14 protein-coding genes are annotated in these 18,993 nt (G+C 63.4%); 6 read left to right on the top strand and 8 right to left on the bottom strand.

What is annotated here, in order from left to right; all coding sequences use genetic code 11:
• The first annotated feature begins 59 nt into the window (after positions 1-59).
• The gene (locus AC1D1N_RS20810; protein ID WP_477350710.1) at positions 60-3,098 is read left to right on the top strand and encodes a DUF6212 domain-containing protein; all 3,039 of its coding nucleotides are present in this window, start codon (positions 60-62) and stop codon (positions 3,096-3,098) included.
• 143 nt (positions 3,099-3,241) lie between these two features.
• The gene (locus AC1D1N_RS20805) at positions 3,242-4,417 is read left to right on the top strand and encodes an ATP-grasp domain-containing protein (protein WP_477350708.1); all 1,176 of its coding nucleotides are present in this window, start codon (positions 3,242-3,244) and stop codon (positions 4,415-4,417) included.
• A 199-nt stretch (positions 4,418-4,616) separates the two neighbouring features.
• Here AC1D1N_RS20805 and AC1D1N_RS20800 read toward each other — a convergent pair whose 3' ends face one another.
• The 8 genes from AC1D1N_RS20800 to AC1D1N_RS20765 form a co-directional block, all read right to left on the bottom strand.
• Positions 4,617-5,621, bottom strand: coding sequence for a Rieske 2Fe-2S domain-containing protein (locus AC1D1N_RS20800; protein ID WP_477350706.1), 1,005 nt, complete (start codon positions 5,619-5,621; stop codon positions 4,617-4,619).
• The gene (locus tag AC1D1N_RS20795) at positions 5,618-6,766 is read right to left on the bottom strand and encodes a GNAT family N-acetyltransferase (RefSeq protein ID WP_477350704.1); all 1,149 of its coding nucleotides are present in this window, start codon (positions 6,764-6,766) and stop codon (positions 5,618-5,620) included. Before AC1D1N_RS20795 ends, AC1D1N_RS20800 begins: the two co-directional genes overlap by 4 nt.
• On the bottom strand, positions 6,763-8,019 hold the full coding sequence (locus tag AC1D1N_RS20790; protein WP_477350702.1) for a F390 synthetase-related protein: 1,257 nt from the start codon (positions 8,017-8,019) through the stop codon (positions 6,763-6,765). The genes AC1D1N_RS20795 and AC1D1N_RS20790 overlap by 4 nt, the downstream gene beginning before the upstream one ends.
• Positions 8,016-8,840, bottom strand: coding sequence for an MBL fold metallo-hydrolase (locus tag AC1D1N_RS20785; protein WP_477350700.1), 825 nt, complete (start codon positions 8,838-8,840; stop codon positions 8,016-8,018). The genes AC1D1N_RS20790 and AC1D1N_RS20785 overlap by 4 nt, the downstream gene beginning before the upstream one ends.
• Positions 8,837-9,835, bottom strand: coding sequence for an NAD-dependent epimerase/dehydratase family protein (locus tag AC1D1N_RS20780; RefSeq protein WP_477350698.1), 999 nt, complete (start codon positions 9,833-9,835; stop codon positions 8,837-8,839). Before AC1D1N_RS20780 ends, AC1D1N_RS20785 begins: the two co-directional genes overlap by 4 nt.
• Before the next feature lie 2 nt (positions 9,836-9,837).
• Positions 9,838-10,827, bottom strand: a complete 990-nt coding sequence (locus tag AC1D1N_RS20775; protein ID WP_477350696.1) for a 3-oxoacyl-ACP synthase III family protein — start codon at positions 10,825-10,827, stop codon at positions 9,838-9,840.
• A 96-nt stretch (positions 10,828-10,923) separates the two neighbouring features.
• On the bottom strand, positions 10,924-11,373 hold the full coding sequence (locus AC1D1N_RS20770) for a DNA polymerase III subunit chi (RefSeq protein WP_112397329.1): 450 nt from the start codon (positions 11,371-11,373) through the stop codon (positions 10,924-10,926).
• Positions 11,374-11,381: 8 nt separating this feature from the next.
• Positions 11,382-12,872, bottom strand: a complete 1,491-nt coding sequence (locus tag AC1D1N_RS20765; RefSeq protein WP_477350694.1) for a leucyl aminopeptidase — start codon at positions 12,870-12,872, stop codon at positions 11,382-11,384.
• A gap of 373 nt (positions 12,873-13,245) precedes the next feature.
• On the opposite strand from AC1D1N_RS20765, the gene lptF reads away from it, so the two are divergent.
• The 4 genes from lptF (at position 13,246) to AC1D1N_RS20745 (ending at position 18,980) form a co-directional block, all read left to right on the top strand.
• Positions 13,246-14,445 carry an LPS export ABC transporter permease LptF gene (gene lptF / locus AC1D1N_RS20760; protein WP_352585073.1) on the top strand — a complete coding sequence of 400 codons (1,200 nt, stop codon included), beginning with the start codon at positions 13,246-13,248 and terminating at the stop codon, positions 14,443-14,445.
• A 2-nt stretch (positions 14,446-14,447) separates the two neighbouring features.
• Positions 14,448-15,530, top strand: a complete 1,083-nt coding sequence (lptG, locus tag AC1D1N_RS20755; protein ID WP_436259110.1) for an LPS export ABC transporter permease LptG — start codon at positions 14,448-14,450, stop codon at positions 15,528-15,530.
• Positions 15,530-17,974 carry an LPS-assembly protein LptD gene (locus AC1D1N_RS20750; protein ID WP_477350692.1) on the top strand — a complete coding sequence of 815 codons (2,445 nt, stop codon included), beginning with the start codon at positions 15,530-15,532 and terminating at the stop codon, positions 17,972-17,974. Before lptG ends, AC1D1N_RS20750 begins: the two co-directional genes overlap by 1 nt.
• A gap of 76 nt (positions 17,975-18,050) precedes the next feature.
• The gene (locus AC1D1N_RS20745; RefSeq protein ID WP_436259108.1) at positions 18,051-18,980 is read left to right on the top strand and encodes a peptidylprolyl isomerase; all 930 of its coding nucleotides are present in this window, start codon (positions 18,051-18,053) and stop codon (positions 18,978-18,980) included.
• The last annotated feature ends 13 nt before the right edge of the window (positions 18,981-18,993 follow it).

The raw sequence follows: 18,993 nt of genomic DNA, 5'->3' as shown, positions 1-18,993 counted from the left end.
GCCAGCCCGATGATCAGGAAATCGCCAGGCTACGCAAATGGTGCTTCGACAATTTCCTGGTGCGGCTCGAATTGCTGCCGCCGTCGCCGGAGTTGCTGCGCGGCATGGATTCCAGCGACAAGAACTCATTGGCTGTCTACCACTACCTCAAGCAGAATGCATTCGACGTCGTCTATTTTGCGCTTGAAGGCGGACTGGCGCATTTCTCTAACCTTGCGAAGCGCACAGGCGTCTTCCCCGACCCTCCCGCGATCGTCGTGCTCGCGCATGAGCCGCTTATGTGGAAGCTGGAAGCCAATTCCCGGGCGGTCGAACGAAAGGAGCAGATGACCGTCGCGCACATGGAAAAGATGTCGGCCGAAATGTGCGACCATCTTGTCATCGCTGGCCAGTCGCTGCTCGACTGGATGGCCAAGGCGGCATGGAAGCTGCCCACCAGCCGTCACATTGCTGCGCCTCTCGAGCCGGAGGAGTGGCGTTCGAACTTCGCTGTCGATCACTACAGGCCGCGAGAGCGGCCCGCCGCCGAAGTGGTTCATTTCTCAGGCACAGAGGCGCGTGATGGACTGACGCTGTTCTGCGATGCGCTCGATCGTCTGGCCGACAGCGGCGTCACCGATCTGACAGTGACGGTTGTCGGCGCGTTCGGTCATGTCCTGGGCGAGCATTCGGGCGGCATGATCGTTCGGCGTGCGCGGCAATGGCCGTTCAAATTGAAGCTCCTGCCCATTCGCGATGAGCCTGATATCTACAGATACCTGCGGCAGAGTCATGCGCTGGTGGCGATGACACACTCAGCGGCTCAGCTTCCGCTGGAGGTGATGACGTGCCTCGGCGAAGAGATTCCGTTCGTCGCGACAGATGTCGGCAGCATACGTGACGTGCTCCATCCGAAGTCGGCTGACGCCGTCATGATGGAGGCGTCCGCTTCCGCCGTCGCGGCCAAAATTGCGTCTGTGCTGGAAAGCCCCTCGTTTGGTCCGGCAAAGCCCCTGCAAAAACGGGACGCGCGCGAGAAAGCCTGGAGCAGGCTGCATGCAAAATTCTCCCGTGAACCCGGTAAGGTCTCCAGTCGCAGCCGGAGCCGGCCACCGCTCGTTTCGATCATAACTGCGCACTACAACCGGGCGCGCCTGTTGCCCCAGGCGATTGCCTCGGTTCGACGCCAGGACTATCCCAACATCGAATTGATCGTCGTCGATGACGGCAGCACCGATCCAGATGCAATCCAATTGTTGGCGGAGGTCGAACCGGAGTTCGAGCAGCGAGGCTGGCGGATCATCCGGCAGAAGAACGGCTTTCTCGGCAAGGCGCGCAACACGGGAATCCGTGCCGCCAAGGGTTCACTGATCCTGTTCCTGGACGACGACAACGTGCTGTTCCCGAACGCCGTCAGCACGTTCGTCGCCGGCATGCAAAAGTCCGGCGCCGATATCTGCACGACCTTCGCCAAGTGGCTCAACGAGCCCTTCGTGCCGCCGGACACCAAGAGCGGCTACATGCTTTACTTCCCGGTCGGCGGACCTACGGACATCGCCTTGCTCAACAATCCGTATGGCGATGCCAATGCGATGTTCCGGCGTGAGGTGTTCGACAAGATAGGTTACCTGAACGAAGAGCGGGGGTTTTCCGCAAGCGATTGGGAGTTTTTCCTTCGCGCGGACCTGGCAGGTCTGGAGATCGTCCCCGTCCCGGAGCCGCTCTATTGGTACCGGTCGGCACCGACGGGCATGAATCGAAATGCCGAGTGGCTGAGGAATCGCAAGCCGATCATCGCTGTCTTTCGAAAGCATAGATTCGCGAAAACGGACATGTTCGTGCAGCTCGGCATCAGCTCGAACACCGACAATCATGAGAAGGAGCTCAACCTCTGGAATTTGGAGCTGCGCGTCAACGACGAGCGGTATCTCAGATTGAGTACAGGTCCCGCCAATACCGCGGACGCAATGCAGTTGCTGGCCGAGATCGCGGCACGCGAAGGCAGGGCGGATACCGCAATTTCGCTTCTCGCCCATGCAGGACGAACCGACTTCGCCCTGGGTGTGGTTGAAATACTCAACGCGGCGACCGAAGAGACCGTGCCGGAGTTGCATTCCTCACTTTACCGCGAGCAGCATCTTTCCGCCGAGCCCATGCGCCTGGCTCATGTCAGTTCGTATCCGGATGCCGATCCGGACCTGCTGAGCTATGTCGAACAATCGCCGGACCAGTTGTTCCTCGAAGCCAAGGGCAGCAATGTCACCATGGCTTTGCTGAAAGGCGTCTGCCCGCCGGGCGCCATAGGCGCGAGTTGTTGGGTTTACCTCGACGAGGAGCTGACGGGCTCTGCGCAGTTTCAGCTCGCGATCGTGGACGCAGAAAACCAGACCTTCAGCAATCTCGCCCAGCTGCTTGAGGATGAGAGCGGGAGCGGTTGGGCCGATGTCAGCCGACGGCACGAGGCGCGTGAGATAAGGGCGACCGTCAGTTCGCCGACAACCGGCCGACGCGATTTGCTGTTTGCAGTCAAATGCGGCGGCAGCCGCCCGGACGCGCGCGTACTTGGCGGCTTTTCGAGCGTCCAGATCCGCCATGTCGTTTCGACCGACGCGCGGCGCCCGCGCCTCAACGCACCGCAACAGCGCCAACGCATGCGTCGAATGACCAATGATGAGATGAAGCGTGCGACGCTTGTGACGGACTATCCGTCCGAGCTGCCGACGCTGCTCATCGCCGGTGACAATGGCGGCATATTCCTGCGGCCGAACACGCATGGCCCGGTTGTTGCCGCCCTCAATTCGGCCTTCCCGGCCTTTGCCAGAAGTGTCATCGCGACGGTGGAGATCGCTCACGATGACGCATCCCCATTCGAGTTCGCCATGGCGCTGGGCAGGCAGGAAGAAACACTCGTGTGGAAACACGATGCTCCTGTCGGCGCCTTGTCATTCTCCGGATGGACGCGCGTCTCGAGACCTTTCGAACTGCATGACTTGAAAGTTTCGATCCGCGAGATCGATCGCAAGTGGCTGACGATCTATCTGGCAATCCGGCTGCCACGCGGTTCGAAGCCGATGCCGTCCAACGCTTTCTGGCGCAAGTTGTTGTTGGTGTGGGACTGACAGGCACGCGTTGTCGATCGCAAGAACGTTACCTTGTCGAAGCACTGAGTGCGGTAGCATCGGGACGTTGTCAACACCGCCGATTTCGCGCAAGCCTGATTGAGAGAGTGGCGATGGGCGGGCGGGCTTGATGCAGGTCTTCGATGGCAGGTAGCACCGTGCTGGTCACCGGCGCCCGCGCGCCGGTGGCGCTGCATCTGGCGCGGCTGTTGCACGACGCCGGGCGGCGGGTGATCCTGGCCGACAGTCCGGCCCGGCCGATCGCCGCGGCGAGCACGGCATGCGCCGCCTACCATCGCCTGCCGCCGCCGCGCTTTGCCGCTGATGCCTATGCAGAGGCCGTCGCATTTGTCGTCCATACCGAAGGTGTGGAACTGGTCATCCCGACCTGCGAGGAGATCTTCTATCTCGGCCGCCTGTGGCAGGACCGCGCCATGCCGGTCCGCCTGTTCGCGCCCGACATGGCGATGCTTTCCCGCGTCCACAACAAGCATGCCTTCATCCGGCTGGCGCAAAGCCTCGGCCTCGACGTGCCGGATACAGCGCTGCTGCAAAGCGATGCCGATCTCGAAAGCGTGCGCGGCCATTCGCGCGAGCTGGTGTTCAAGCCGGTGTGGTCGCGTTTCGCCCGTGACGTGCTGCTGCGGCCATCGCCGGGCGAACTCGACGCCGTCCGCCCCTCGCCCACCGCCCCGTGGGTGGCGCAGCGCTTCATCGCCGGCGACGAGATCAGTGCCTATGCGGTGGCGACTGAGGGCAAGCTCAAGGCGCTGGCGCTCTACCGGTCGCTCTACCGCGCCGGCAAAGGCGCCGGCATCTGCTTCGAGCCGGTCGAGGATGCGGCTGCCCGGCGCTTTGTCGAAATCTTCGTCGCCGGCACCGCCTGGACAGGCCAGATCTCCTTCGACCTGATGCGCGAGAAGGACGGCACGGTGATGCCGCTGGAGTGCAATCCGCGCGCCGTAAGCGGCCTGCATTTCTTTCGCGATCCGCAGCGCTTTGCCGACGCTGTGCTGGACGACGGTCCGGAGGTGAAGCCTGATGTCGCCAGGCTGCAGACAGTGCGGCTGGCGATGTGGATCTACGGACTGCCGGCGGCGCTGCGATCGGGCGGTCTTGGCCGCTTCCGCCAAACGATGCGCGAGGCCGATGAGCTGCTCGACTGGCCGGGCGACCCCGCGCCCAGAAAAGCGCAATGGCGCGCGCTGGCCGAGATCGCCGGCACCGCACTGCGCCAGCGCATTAGCCTGCAAGCCGCCTCGACACGGGATATCGAGTGGAATGGGCCGGCTCTCCGTGACCTCCAACCAAACGCTTAGCGCCGCCCCTCATCGGCCTGCCGGCACCTTCTCCCCGTTTAGTGACGGGGAAAAGGAGGCTACCGCGACCTCGGCGCTCCCTTTGCAACGTTGATGATTGGCGAAAGCGGCGGTGATGGCGTTTTTCTCCCCGTCACTATACGGGGAGAAATGCCCGGCAGGGCAATGAGGGGCAGCGCGAACCTAAGCCGAGCCTGCACTAAAGCTCGATCTGGTACACGCGCGGTTCCGCCGCCGCCGGCGGCATCTTGCCGTCCATGATCGCCGCTATGTCGCGGCGCAGGAAATCCAGTGGGCCGATCGCCGGCTGAACCTGCGGCGGTATCAGGGCATTGTCACTGGCCGATTTCAGCACCCGGCGATCCTGCTGCAGGGCGAAGGCAAAGAACGGCCGGAAGGCCAGCGCCTTGAGCTCGCCGAACAGGCCCTGGCGTGGGCCGATCAGCCAGCCGACGCCTTCTACGGTCCGTTCGTCCGCCTGGCGCAAATGGAAGGTGGTCGCCAGCGCCAGACCACCCTTGCCCCAATATTCCAGTTCGACAATGCCCGGATAGCGATAGCGGCCGATGGTCCTGGCGCGCTCGCCTTCGAGGAGACGGCTGACCAGCCCCTGCTGGCGGTCCTCGCCGGTGTAACAGCTTTCGACCCAGCCCTCGCCGCCGGTCACCTCGACGCGCACGAGATGGCGTTTTGCAGTTAGGCCGCGCAGTACGCCCTTGTGGGTGAAGTGGGTGTGGGTGGCGTCGAGAATGTTCTCGGCCGCGTCAAGCACCGTCGATTGCGCCGAACTGCGCACCCGCTTCACCACGACATCCTTGCCCTGCATACAGTGGAGATAGGGCTCGACTTCGGGCGTGCCTGACGAGACGAAGACGACGCCGTCGCGTTCGATCGCGGCGTAGCGGCGGACGCGATAGTGCGGCATGTCACCGACATGGCCGGGGATGGCGGTGCATCGCCCTTCGCCATTGTAGCGCCAGCCATGGTAGGGGCATTCGATCTCACCGCCAATGACCTTGCCGGTCGACAGTTCGACCAGGCGGTGAGCACAGCGGTCGAACAGGGCAGTGATCCCTTGCGCCGAGCGGAACAGCACCAGCGGCGCGCCGTCGAACAGGATGCGCTTCGGCTTGGCTTTGATATCGGCAGACCGCATCACCGCCTGCCAATGGTCTTTGTCATTTTGCAGCCGGGCTTCGCTCAAAGTTCAAATCTCCTGAGCAGGGGAATGCCGATCTTCGCGAGCACAAATTCCATGATCCGCACTGCCATGCGTTGGCGGCGCGGCAGATGGCCGGCATAGACGGCGTTGTATTCCACCGTCGCCACGGCGCCGCGCAAGCGTTTGAAGGCGGCGGCACCGGCGCTCATGTTGAAGAACAGGCCATGCGCCGTGGCATGGTCCTGCGCCAGCGCCATCATCATGCGGTAGAGGCCCTCACTTACCGGCAGGCCGGTGTCGTAGCCGACGATCGGCTGCGTCAGTGTTCTGCCGTTTTTCGACAGCGCGGTAACGGCGACCAGTTCACCGCCGGGACGGCGCAGGCCCGCCAGCCGAAGAATGCCGCGACGGTGCATCTCGCTGATATAGCGTGCGGTGTAATGCGGGTTGAGCGGCGTGTATTTGTCGAGATAGAGCATCCGGTAGAGCGCCTCGCAGCGGGCATAGTCGGCCTCGGTGAAATCGGCATCGCCGACCTCCTCGAAAGGCGTCGTGCGCAGCCGCTTGCGGTCGCGCTTCATGTCGTTGGTCATGGCCGAACCGCGGTTGGCGAAGATGTAAATCTGCCGCGCCGCCAGCATACGGAACCCTTCCGCCTTCAGCCCCGCGATGGTCGAGGGATCGGCGATCTCGTTCAGCGAGCGGATGAGAACAGCGCGGTCGGGAAAACGCACCGTGAGATCGTCGCGCATGGCCGCGATCGCCTTGCGGTCGAGCAGCGGCACCGGATTGGTCGAATAGAGCCAGTTGTTGACCTGCACCTGATGATTGAGGCCACTCGCCCTGACCAGCGGTGCGCATAGGCCGATCAGCATCCGGATCGCTTTTTGCAGCAAAGGCGAGGAGACGAAATTGCGGGTCTCGTCGATGGCATAGTCGATATAGGCGCTGGACGGGCAGCAGATGTAGCAGTTCGGCGCTTCGCTTCTGTCGTTCAGCGTCAGCGGAAAGCAACGGCCGGCGATCTCGAAGGGCTCGACGGCCACCGTCAGATTGCGGACGAGGGCGCGCACCGGCACGTCGTTGAAAAGCTGCACGAAGGCCTCGACCTCACGCGGGTTGTTCTCAACCCGGTCCAGTTGCCCAAGTCCCAACAGGGTGGGCTCTAATGCGGCAGGCCGGTTCACGGCCCAGCTCCCAGCCGGCATTCAACCCGGCGCAGCTTGCGGTCTGTCTCCAGCGGCAGGTCCTTACGCATAAGGCTGACCAAAGCTGTCACTTGGCGCGCCGCCAGCAAATTGCGCACGGCCTGATGCGCGGCACCGGCGGCTTCGTCGGCAAGCTCAGGCGCCAGGCTGAGCTCGACCGCATCGGCAGCCGTCTGGACCAAGCGGAAATCGTCGATGCGCCTGTCAGCCTTGAGCACGGCATTGCGCAGGATGTCGGGCGTCACAAGAATCTGCCCATGCGGCGACGCCAGCCGGAAAGCATCGTCCATGCGGCCGACGATCTCATCCACCGTGCGCAGTGGCGAGCCGCAGCGGCATGGAGTTTCGGAGAGCCGCAACAGATCGTTCATGCGGTAGCGCGCCATGATCTGGGTCTGGCGGCGAAAGGCGGTGACCAGCGGCATGACCAGCCCGCCGCCCGCCGGCTCGAACTCGAAGTACACCGAATCCTCGGCCAGATGCAGCCCGCCCTTTCGGCACGTGACGGCGAACAGCCCTTCCGTCGCCATGTAGATCTGGTCGAGCGGTAGACGGAAGAATTTTTCGATGATCGGGCGGTCGACCGGGTCGAGCGTCTCGGCAGCGCTAAAGACCCGCTGTGGCTTGAGCCGAAAGTTCTCGGCCGCGAAATGCCGCAGCATCTTTGGCGGCGCGATGATCACCGTCGGTGCGAAATCCTCAAGCGCTGCGCGCCAGCTCTCCGGCCCGCGCGTCAGGTCGAAGAAGCCGAGATCGATGCGCCGCGATTTGCGCGCGCTTTCGTAGAGTCCGGTGTTTTGCGGCAGGATCACCGCCACGCGCTGCCGGCGCCAGATGAGATCGGGCACGGCCTTGGCCAGGATCGTGCCCAGCCACCGATATTTTTCCGCTTCGGAAATGACGAACAGACCGCGATTACCCGACGTGCCGGTGCTGGCGCCGACCGTCAGTTCACCGATGCGGCCATCGCCGGCCTGCGCCTTCCAGGCTTCGGCGGCTGAGACGCCATTGATATTGAAGCGCTCGAGATTGGCCATCACCGTCGCCTTGTCGATCACCGGCAGGTCGCCGAGATGACGCGGCGGCTTGCCATAGAACGGAGCGCGCGGCAGGTCGCGGTCGAGAAAGCGGCGCAAGGCGTGCGCCTGCCAGCGTTCGAAATTCCCGCGGCTCGTGCGCGAGAGCCATTGCGTCAGCGCAAACGCACGAACCGCTTCGGCCGGCCCGTTCATGCGCCTTCTCCGGCAAGATCGTGGGACGTCAACGCCGGATCATGGCAAAGCAAGACCTCGCCGCCAGTTGCCAGAAACCGGCGCACCATCGCGCTGGTCGGATCGAGCGCGGCGGCGTCCTCGGCCAGCAGGGTTGCCGGCAGACCGGGCGTCCGGTTTTCGACAAGGGCTTCGATCAGCCATTGCACATCGACGGCGTAGAGCAGCGGCCGCTCCAGATTGGGGAACAAAAGGCCAAACTGGCCATCGGCATGGCCGGGAAGATCGACGGCGACGACGCTGCCGTCGCCGAACAAATCGGCACCGCCGGGCACATCACCACGTGGCTCGACACGTCGCTTCGACGACAGTCCGTCGAGCCGTGTCTGGAAATCCGGCGGAAACAGTTCCTTGAAAACGCCGTGGCGCAGATTCTGCCGAGCTGTCTTGGCCTTGGCGCGCGCCCAGGCGGCGTCATTGGCGATGAAGCGGGCATGGGGAAACAGCGACAGGCCCGACATGTGGTCGGCATGGAAGTGGGTGACGATAACGGTTCGCACATCCTGCGGCGACAGACCGAAGCGCGCCAGAACCGGCAGCGGCTGCTCGGCCTCGTTGAGCTCGGGCCGGAGGATCGCACTGTAGAGACGCAGCGCGGTGCTGCGCTCGCTCCCTTGAGCCACGTGCGGTGTATAACCGGTGTCGATCAGCACCGGACCCGACTGCGGATGTAGGATCAGCCCGTAGCGGACACGCAGCCTGACCTTCGCCCAGCTGCCGCCGCGCAAGATCAGGCGCTCGGCCGCGCTGACAGAGGCGCTGTTGGCGAAGACGATCTTCACGCCGACCCCCGATTTTCCGCCGCCTTGCCGAAGGTCCGATCGAGCCCTGCCTCGAAGGACACTTTCGGCGCCCAGCCGAGGATGCGGCGGGCCTTGGCAATGTCGAGGCTCTGGGCGTAGGCGAACAGACCAAGACCGTACCGCGTCACCGGCGGCTCGGACCGGCCGGGCAGAAGTTCAGCCACCGCCTCCGCCAACCCGGCCGCCAGCATTGCGGGCAAAAGCGGCATCTTGCGCCAGCGCGGCTGCACGCCAGCGCGGGCGCAGGCCGCCTCGGCAATACGCCGCACCGGCACCACCTCGCCGCTGGAAACGTTGAAGATCTGCCCCTCGGCAGTGCTGCCAACGGACAGGGCAGCAAGCACAGCATCGACGACATCATCGATGTAACTGAGATCGATGCGCGCCTTGCCGTGGCGGAACAGCGGCAGCGGGCGCTGCCGCGCCACCTGCAGCAAGCGCGGCAGCAAGGTGCGGTCGCCGGCGCCATAGATGCCGCGCGGACGCAGCACCACCGGGCCGGTTTCAGGCGCCGCCAGCACGATCTCCTCGGCCTGCCGCTTGGTGCGGGCATAGTGGTTGACCGGCGGCGGCAGGCCAGCGTCCTCGCTGACCCCGAGCTGGTCGCGATAGGCGAAACAGACCGTCGGGCTGGAGATATGGACGAAGCGGCGTACGCCTTGCCGGCGGGCAAAATCGACAAGGTTGTGGGTTGCCACGACATTGGCCGTCTCGAAATCCGCCAGCCCGCCGAAGGGCGCCGAAAGGGCAGCGCAATGGACGATCGCATCGAGGCCTCCGAGATCGTGTTCGGCAACGGCATCGAACGGTTTGGACAGATCGAGGCGAATGATCTCGTGACCGGCGGCTTCGAGCGCCGCACAACGTTCGGCATCGCGACCAAGGCCGAGCGCCGGTGTGCCCATTGCCGCCAGCCGCGCCAGGACATGCGAGCCGAGGAAACCGCTGGCGCCGGTGACGAGCACGCGCCCCATGGTCAGGCTTCCAGCGCCATGCCGCCGAACGACACGCCGGCCGAGGTGCCGAGGAACAGCAATTTGRCGCCCGGCGCGACGCGGCGTTCGCGGCGTGCGACATCGAGCGCAAAGGGGATCGAAGCGGCGATCTGGTTGCCGTAGCGCGCCGCGATATCGATCAGCTTCTCCGGCGCAAAGCCGGTCTGACGCGCCATGTGGGCGAGCGCGAACGGGCTCGCCTGGTGCGGCACGACGACATCGACATCGTCCCGCCGCCAGCCGGCACGATCGAGCAAGTCGGCAACGAAGCCGTTGAAATGGCGCGACGTGACGCGGAACAGTTCCTTGCCGTCCATGTGGAAGAGGCTGTGGTGGGCGAATTCCTCCGGCTGACGGTGAAAGTCGAAACGCGTGCCGCCGGAGCCGATGCGGCAGGCTTCATAGGCTGAGGGATAGGTGCGCATCAGATTGGCCGCCACCCTGCCCTCGCCGGGCGCTGCCTGCTGCACCACCGCGGCCGCCGCGCCATCACCAAACAAGGCCGCGATTTCCGGCTGATCCTGCCACGGCAAAGCGCGCGAGGCGATCTCGGAAGAAAACACCAGCGCGGTGCGGCATTGCCCGGCCTCGATCAGCCGCGACGCCGTCTCGAAAGCGGTGAGGAAGCCGAGGCAGGTGCTGTTGACGTCGAAGGCGGCGGCCGATCCATCCGCCAGGCCTAGACGCTGCATGACCAGCGGCGCGGTCGACGGCAGCGGCTGGTAAGGCACGCCGCAACCGCCGATCACAAGATCAACGCTGCTGGCATCGATGCCGGCATCGGTGAGTGCGAGGCGCGCCGCCGCACAGGCGAGATCGACCTGCGATTCGGCCTCGCAGACATAGCGCTCAATGACGCCGGTGGCAGCTTCGAGATGGCCATCGCCAAGCCCCAGCCGCGCGTCGAGACTGCGCGACGTCACGCATTGAGCCGGCACGGCTCGCCCGGTTCCGATGATCTTGACCCGCATTCTCAGCCCGCCGCGTGAGTTGCGCTTTTCGCAATCCTTAGATCGGATCGTTCGGAGATAACAGCGTCGTTTTCAAGACGCGCCGGCGCAACCCCCCTACGCCTTGCGCTCCCAGCGCCGGTCGGGCGTCTGCTGCCAATAGGTGACCGCGTGGCCGGCCTCCTTCAACGTCTTCCAATGCGTGCGGGCGCCTTCGACCTGGGCCGCGTCATGGCCGTCGAACAGGAACACGGCGCGTTCGTAGCCGGCGAGATCGGCGGGTGCTGCGCCATCGACGAGAAAGCGTATCTGCGCCTGATTGGGATTGGCTTCGCTCGTGGTCAGGAGGATCGGCTGCTCGGCCGGATAGGCTTCGCGGTCGGTCGCATGGGCCAGGAAGGAATCGTCCCGGAATGTCCACAGATGCTGGTCGAGCGCGTCGCGCCGCTCCTCGGTGCCGGTCTGCACCACGGCGCGCCAGCCGCGATCGACGCTGCGCTCGAGCAGGCCGGGCAGCGCATCCTCCAGAGTCGATTCGGTCAGGTGGTAGAAAAGGACGTCGGCCATATCCGGCCCTATCCCTCGTAATTGTCGCGCACCAGGCGGTCGAGCAGCCTGACGCCGAAACCCGAGCCCCAGGACTGGTTGATCTCGCTCGGCGGCGAGCCCATCGCGGTGCCGGCGATGTCGAGATGCGCCCACGGCGTTTCCTTGACGAAGCGCTGCAGGAACTGCGCCGCGATGATGGCGCCGCCATAGCGGCCGCCAATGTTCTTCATGTCGGCGCTCTTGGAATCGATCAGCTTGTCGTATTCGGGCCCAAGCGGCATGCGCCACAGCCGCTCCTGCGTCGCCTGGCCGGCCGTCGTCAACCTGTCCGACAGTTCGTCATTGTTGGAGAACAGGCCGGCATAGTGCTGGCCAAGCGCGACCATGATGGCGCCGGTCAGCGTCGCCAGATTGACCATGAATTTCGGCTGGAACCGGTCGTTGCAGTACCACAGCGCATCGGCCAGCACGAGGCGGCCTTCGGCGTCGGTGTTGAGCACCTCGATGGTCTGGCCCGACATCGAGGTGACGATGTCACCGGGGCGCTGGGCGTGGCCGTCGACGGCATTTTCCACCAGCCCGATGATGCCGACGACATTGGCCTTTGCCTTGCGCGCCGCCAACGCCTGCATGAGCCCTGTGACTGCGGCAGCACCGCCCATATCGCCCTTCATGTCTTCCATGCCGGAAGCCGGCTTCATGGAATTGCCGCCGGTGTCGAAGGTGACGCCCTTGCCGACGAAGGCGACCGGTGCATCCTTGGCCTTGCCGCCCTTCCATTGCATGACAGCCATGCGGGCGCCGCGCGGCGAGCCTTGCGCGACACCGAGCAGCGAGCCCATGCCGAGCTTCTTCATTTCCTTCTCGGTGAGGATCTCGACCTCTACGCCGAGTGCTTCCAGTTCCTTGGCGCGGGCGGCGAATTCTACCGGGCCGAGTGCATTGGCGGGTTCGTTGACGAGGTCGCGCGCGAGAAGCACGCCATCGATCACCGCCACTTCGTCGGCGAAGGCCTTTTTCGCGGCGGCCGGATCGGCGGTGTGGATGGTGACCTTGACCGGTTTCTTCGGCTCGGCGTCGTCCTTGTCCTTCCTGGTCTTGTATTTGTCGAAGGCGTAGCTGCGCAGGACGATGCCGGCAGCCAGGTTCGCAGCTTGCTTGCCGCCAATTTTTGCGCCCGGCACATCGAGAATGACGGTCACCTCGGTCGCCTTGCGCAGGGACGCCGCAATGGTGCCGCCAAGCTTCAGCCAGGCAAAGTCATCGAGACCGGCAACCTTGCCGGCGCCGATCGCCACCAGCCGGTCGAGCGATGTCCCCTGTGGCGCCAGCACTTCGACGACACCGGCAAATTTTCCGGAAAAGTCCGCCACCGGAAACGCCCGCGCCAGCGTTCCATCCGGATCGCAGGCCTTTGCCGGCTCGCCAAGACCGCCATCGTCGGCCGCCAGCACGAAGACGCTGCCCTTTTTAGGCGCGGCAAATTTGGCGAAGGCGATCAATGGTCTCAAAGTCATCAGGTCCTGCTTTCGGAAACGGCTCAGATTTTCAGGGAGAATGCGTTTTCAGGGAAGATGCGCGACATTTGGTCGTTTTCCTTCATTTGGCAAGACTTTGCCGGAATCGAGGCCCATACGCGCTGTGGAATCGACGACGATTCGTCGCGGCACGGCCCCGCTTTCCTGCCGCAACCTGTTGTTAACCATCGATGTTCTCTCTTTCTTATCCATTGCCGCCGACACTCCGGCCCGCGGGACGGGCGATGTGGGACGGGAATCGGATCGATCCGCTGAGATGGAAAGGCCTAACAGACCCTGTTGTACAGGCGCAGCCGGACGACTACCTTGTCTGCGGGCATGATGCCGTTCGGCAAATCGAGAAAAGCCTTACATGAAGGTCGTTGAACGCTACATCATGCGTCGCGCGCTGGCGGTGTTTCTCGCTGCGCTGATCTGGACGCTGGCCATTGTCTGGACGACGCAGGTGCTCGCCCGCATCGATCTCGTTACCGACAGCGGCCAGTCGGCGCTGACCTTCTTCGAGGTCGCGGCCCTCATCATCCCCACGATCATCCCGATCGTGGTTCCGTTTGCCCTGGTGGTGGCGGTCGCCCAGACGCTCAGCGTCATGAATTCCGATTCGGAGCTGGCCGTCATCAACGCCGCCGGCGCCTCGCGCTGGACGATCGTGCGGCCGGTCCTGCTGATCGCTCTGGCGGCCAGTGTCCTTTCCTTCGCCGTCGACAATGGCGTCGAGCCTTATGCCAGGCAGAAGAACCGCCAGCTGATCGCATCCTCGCGCGCCGATCTTTTGTCGCTGATCATCCAGGAAGGCACATTCCGCAAGATCGACGACGGGCTGTTCCTGCAGATCGGCGAGCGGCTGCCGGACAACCGGCTTGGCGGCATCTTCGTCGCCGATTCGCGCGAGGAAGGCGCCAATCTGATCTATTATGCCAAGAGCGGCAGCGTCGTCGAAAAGGGTGACGAGAAGGTGCTGATGATGAATGACGGCGTCATTCATCGCAAGACGCTGACCGGTGACCTGTCGGTCATCCGCTTCACCTCCTACGCCTTCGATCTGTCCGCCTTCATGTCGGCGGCGAACGACATCCTGCTCCTGCCCAAGGACCGAACGACGCAGTATCTGCTCAACCCGGACGCCAACGACAAGATCTTCCAGCGCAGGCCCGGCGCCTACAAGGCCGAGCTCGACCAGCGCTTTTCCGAATGGTCGTACTCGCTGGTTTTCGCGCTGATCGCGTTGGCCGTGGCAGGCGACGCGCGCTCACACCGCGAGGCGCGCATCCATCCGCTGATCACAGCCATTGCCATTGCGCTGTTCGTGCGCTGGCTGGGCTTTTTTGCCGCCGGGAAAGCCGACAAGATCCCGCAATATACCTACATGGTCTATGGCGTGCCGATCGTCGCCTCGGCGATCGCCATCTGGTTCATCGTCACCTCACGAAGCATGGAACTGCCCGGCAGCTGGGCCGACTGGCTGACGAATTTCGCCGGCCGCGTCACCGATGGCTGGACGGCGCTGAAGCTGCGCCTCACCCGGCGCTACACATCCGGCCAGGGAGCCTGACGATGGGCTGGACCTTGGGCCGCTACTTCTTCTTTCGCTACGTGTCGATCACGATCTGGTTCTTCATCGGCCTTCTGGCGCTGGTGTTCCTGATCGACTTCACCGAATTGTCCGGCCGCATCACCGGCCTGCCGGGCTTTACCTACGGCACGGCGGTCGCCATCTCGGCGCTGAGGATGCCGATGATCATGCTGCAGACGGTGCCGTTTGTCGGCCTGTTTTCGGCGATGGCGACGCTGGTGTCGCTCAACCGCAAGTATGAGCTGGTGATTGCGCGGTCGGCCGGCGTGTCGGCCTGGCAGTTCCTGTTGCCCTGCTGCATCGGTGCGTTGTTATTCGGCGCGCTGTCGGTCGGCGTGCTCAATCCGATCGCCGCGCACGGCTTTTCCTGGTCGGAGCAGATGGAAAACCAGCTGCGGTCCGGCAATTCGAACGCGGTTGCGGCCGATGCCACGCCGTGGATCCGCCAGAAAACCGCCACCGGTGACACCATCATCGGCGCCCGCGCCATCCTCAACCAAGGCCTGGAAATGGCCGACGCGGTGTTCTTCGTTCTCGATCCGCAAGGCAATATCGTCGAGCGCAAGGACGCGGCGCGGGCTTTCCTGCGCGACGGCTACTGGGAATTGCAGGACGTCAAGGTATTCAAGGACGGCAACATCCGCTCGGAAACGACGGACCAGTTGCCGACCAACCTCAAGCCGGAGTTCGTGCAGGAAAGGCTGGCGCGCCCCGAAACCATTCCGTTTTACGAGCTTCCCGGCAAGATTGAGGTTGCCCGCTCCTTCGGCCTCAAGGCAAATGCCTTCGCCATGCAGTTCGATTCGCTGGTGGCGTTACCGTTCCTGCTTGTGGCCATGACGCTGATTGCGGCAACAGTTTCAATGCGATTTGCGAGGATGGGGCAGTCGGCAACGATGATTCTGGGTGGCGTCCTCGCCGGCTTTCTGCTTTATGTCGTTTCGGTATTGGTCAAGGCATTCGGCGTGGCGGGATTCGTGCCCACAGCCGTGGCTGCATGGGTTCCGGTTGTCGTGGCTATGTTCTTTGGGGTGACATTCCTGCTATACAAGGAAGACGGCTAGTGAGGGAGGCGGCTTTGCGCAGCCATAGGCAGGCTGGTTTGGCGCGCCTTTATTCGGCGAGCGCCTTGGCATGTCTGCTCGCTTGCGGCGTGCCGATGGCTCCTGCGCTGGCGCAGGATGTCACCGACGTGGCAACGAAGGTTCCCTCCGGCAGTCAGATGCTGTTGGCGGCCGACACGCTCGTCTATAACAACGACAACCAGACGGTCACCGCCATCGGCGGCGTCCAGATCGACTATGGCGGCAACAAGCTCGTCGCCCAGCGTGTCGTGTATGATCGCAACACCAAGCGGCTCGTCGCCAGCGGCAATGTCGAGATCGTCAACAGCGACGGCACCAAGATCAACTCGCAGCACATCGATATTACGGACGATTTCGCCGACGGTTTCGTCAACGCGCTGCGCGTCGAAACCCCCGAGAAGGCCTATTTCGCCGCCGAAAGCGCTGAACGCATGGGCGGCGTGCTGACGACGTTCCACAACGGCGTCTATACCGCCTGCGAGCCTTGCGAGGACAAGCCGGACAAGGCGCCAACCTGGCGGGTCAAAGCCAGGAAGATCATCTGGAACGGCGAAAAGAAGACGGTTCGCTTCGAGAACGCGAATTTCGAATTCTTCGGCTTCCCGCTGGCCTATCTGCCGGCGTTCGAGATCGCCGACCCGACGGTCAAGCGCAAAAGCGGCTTCCTGATCCCCAGCATCGCCTTCAACAACGAACTCGGCGTCGGCGTCAAAGTCCCCTATTATTTCGCACTGTCGCCGACCTACGACCTCACCGTCACCGGCAGCGGCTATACCAAGCAGGGTTTCCTCGGCGAGGCCGAGTGGCGCCAGCGCTTCAACAATGGCCAGTACACGCTGAAGATCGCCGGCATCCGTCAGGAGAATCCGGACGAATTCATCGATGCCTCCGCCTTCCCCACTAGCGCTGGCCACAATGTCAATTCGGGCGATGTCGGCGATCCCAACAAGTTCCGCGGCATGATGGGCACCAAAGGCCAGTTCGCCATCAATCCGCGCTGGGACTTCGGTTGGGACATCCTGCTGCAGACCGACAAGAATTTCTCGCGTACCTATACGATCGACGGCTACAACGACGCCGTGCATCAATCGTCGGTCTACCTGACCGGCCTCAACGGTCGCAATTATTTCGATGTGCGCGCCATGCGCTTCCAGGTTCAGGAAAACGCACTGGACAGCAACATCTCGTCGCGCAGCGACAAGCAACCCTGGGTGCTGCCGTCGCTCGACTATGCCTATATCCCCGACATGTCGGTGGCCGGTGGCCAACTGTCGTTCAATGTCAATGCGCGGGTGATCCGCCGTGACGATCTCGATCAGGCCTATTTTACCCCCTACGTGCCGGCCTCGGGCGTCCAGCGCGTGCGCGGCATCGAGGGCGAGTCGGGCCGCTTCACCGCCGAGGCCGAGTGGAAGCGCACCTTCACCACGGACGGCGGATTGCAACTGACGCCCCTCTTGGCTCTGCAGGGTGACGTCGACTATCTCAATGCATCCTCAGGTTCGCTCGCTGCCATTAATGCGATGGCCGCCGATCCTCGAATAGACACCACCGCCGACATGCGGTCTTCCTTTGCCCGTTACATGGCAACCGCCGGACTTGAAATGCGCTGGCCGGTGCTGTTCTCGATGATCGGCTCCAGCCATATCGTCGAGCCGATGGCGCAGGTCTTCATGCGCCCAAACGAACAGTATGTCGGCGGCCTGGCCGTTCCCAACGAGGATGCACAGAGCTTCGTCTTCGACGCCACGACGCTGTTCGAGCGCGACAAGTTCTCCGGCTACGACCGCGTCGAAGGCGGCAGCCGCGCCAATGTCGGGTTCCGCTATTCGGGCGCCTATGACAATGGCTGGGGCACCAACGCCATCTTTGGCCAGTCCTACCAGCTGGGCGGACGCAATTCGTTCGATTCACCGGATCTGGTCAATGCGGGTGCCGATTCCGGCCTGGAGACTTCGACCTCCGATTATGTCGGCCTTATCGGGTTCAGCAGCCCGAGCGGCTTCTCAGGCTCGTTCAGCGGCCGCTTCGACGAGCAGAGCTTCGAAGTTCGCCGCGCCGAGGTGAAGGCCGCCTATTCCGGCCTGCCGGTTTCGCTGAGCGCCAAATACGCCTTCATCCAGGCGCAGCCGCTCTACGGTTTCACCACCGATCGCCACGAAGTCACGCTCGGCGCCTCGACGCACCTGGCCGAAAACTGGCGCGTCTTCGGCACAGGCACCTACGACCTGCAGCAAAGCGTGCTGGTCAAGGACGGCGTCGGCTTTGCCTACAACGATTCCTGCTTCACCTATCTGATGACGTTCTCGGAATCGCGCGACATCAACACCAGGGAAGTGTCGCAGAATGTCGGCTTCAATCTGTCGTTCCGCACGCTCGGCGATTTCGGCTCGTCACAAAGCTCGATCGACACCATCCAGTAGAGCCGGCTGACGACATCGTTTTGCCGCATAAAGCGGGCACGGGTTTCGGTCATCCAAAACCGGGCTTAGAATTGGGATGCTTTCGATGAGGAAATACCTGTTTTCGGCAGGATTCGCGCTCCTGATAGCGGCGACCTCGATCTCAGTCACCATGATGACGCCGCCGGCCTTCGCCAGTGAAATCAAGTATGTCGTCAACAACATACCGATCACCAGCGGCGACATTGCACACCGGGCTGCCTTCCTGAAACTGCAGCGCAAGAAGGGCGACGCAGGCCAGGAGATGATCGACCAGACGCTGCGCATGGCTGAGGCCAAGCGCCTCGGCATCCGCATCACCGACGCCCAGGTCGAGGCCGCCTATCAGCGCTTTGCCTCGACCAACAAGATGCAGCTCAAGCAATTGGACGGCGTCATGACGCAGTCCGGCGTGACCAAGGAGCATTTCAAGGAATTCATCCGCGCCCAGATGGCGTGGAACCAGGCGCTGAGCGCACGCTATAGCGGCGGCGGCGGACAGATGAGCGAACAGGACCTGGTCAAGCACATGCTCGAAAAAGGCGGCGCCAAGCCGAGTGCCACCGAGTACATGCTGCAGCAGGTGATCTTCGTGGTGCCGAAGGCCGAGCGCAGCGCCACACTCGCCAAGCGCAAGCGTGAGGCCGAGGCCATGCGCGCCCGCTTCAACGGCTGCGCCACCACGCGCGAATTCGCCAAGGGCCTGATCGACGTCACCGTTCGCGATCTCCCCAGGGTGCTGGCGCCGCAACTGCCGCCGGACTGGGCCGAGCAGATCAAGGCCACCAAGCTGGGCGGCGCCACGGCCGTGCGCGAGACCGATCGCGGCATCGAATTCATCGGTATCTGCTCGTCGCGCGAGGTCTCCGACGACAAGGCTGCCCAGATGGTGTTCCAGAGCGAAAGCACCGGCGACAAGAACGCCGACGACCTCTCGGCCAAATATGTCGAGGAGCTGAAGGCGAAAGCCAAGATCGTCACGCGCTGAAACCGGCCTGGCC

The sequence above is a fragment of the Mesorhizobium sp. P2_B5 genome (assembly GCF_056404775.1).
The sequence above is the reverse complement of the archived record's forward strand: the minus strand, read 5'-3'. Positions and strand labels throughout refer to the sequence as shown.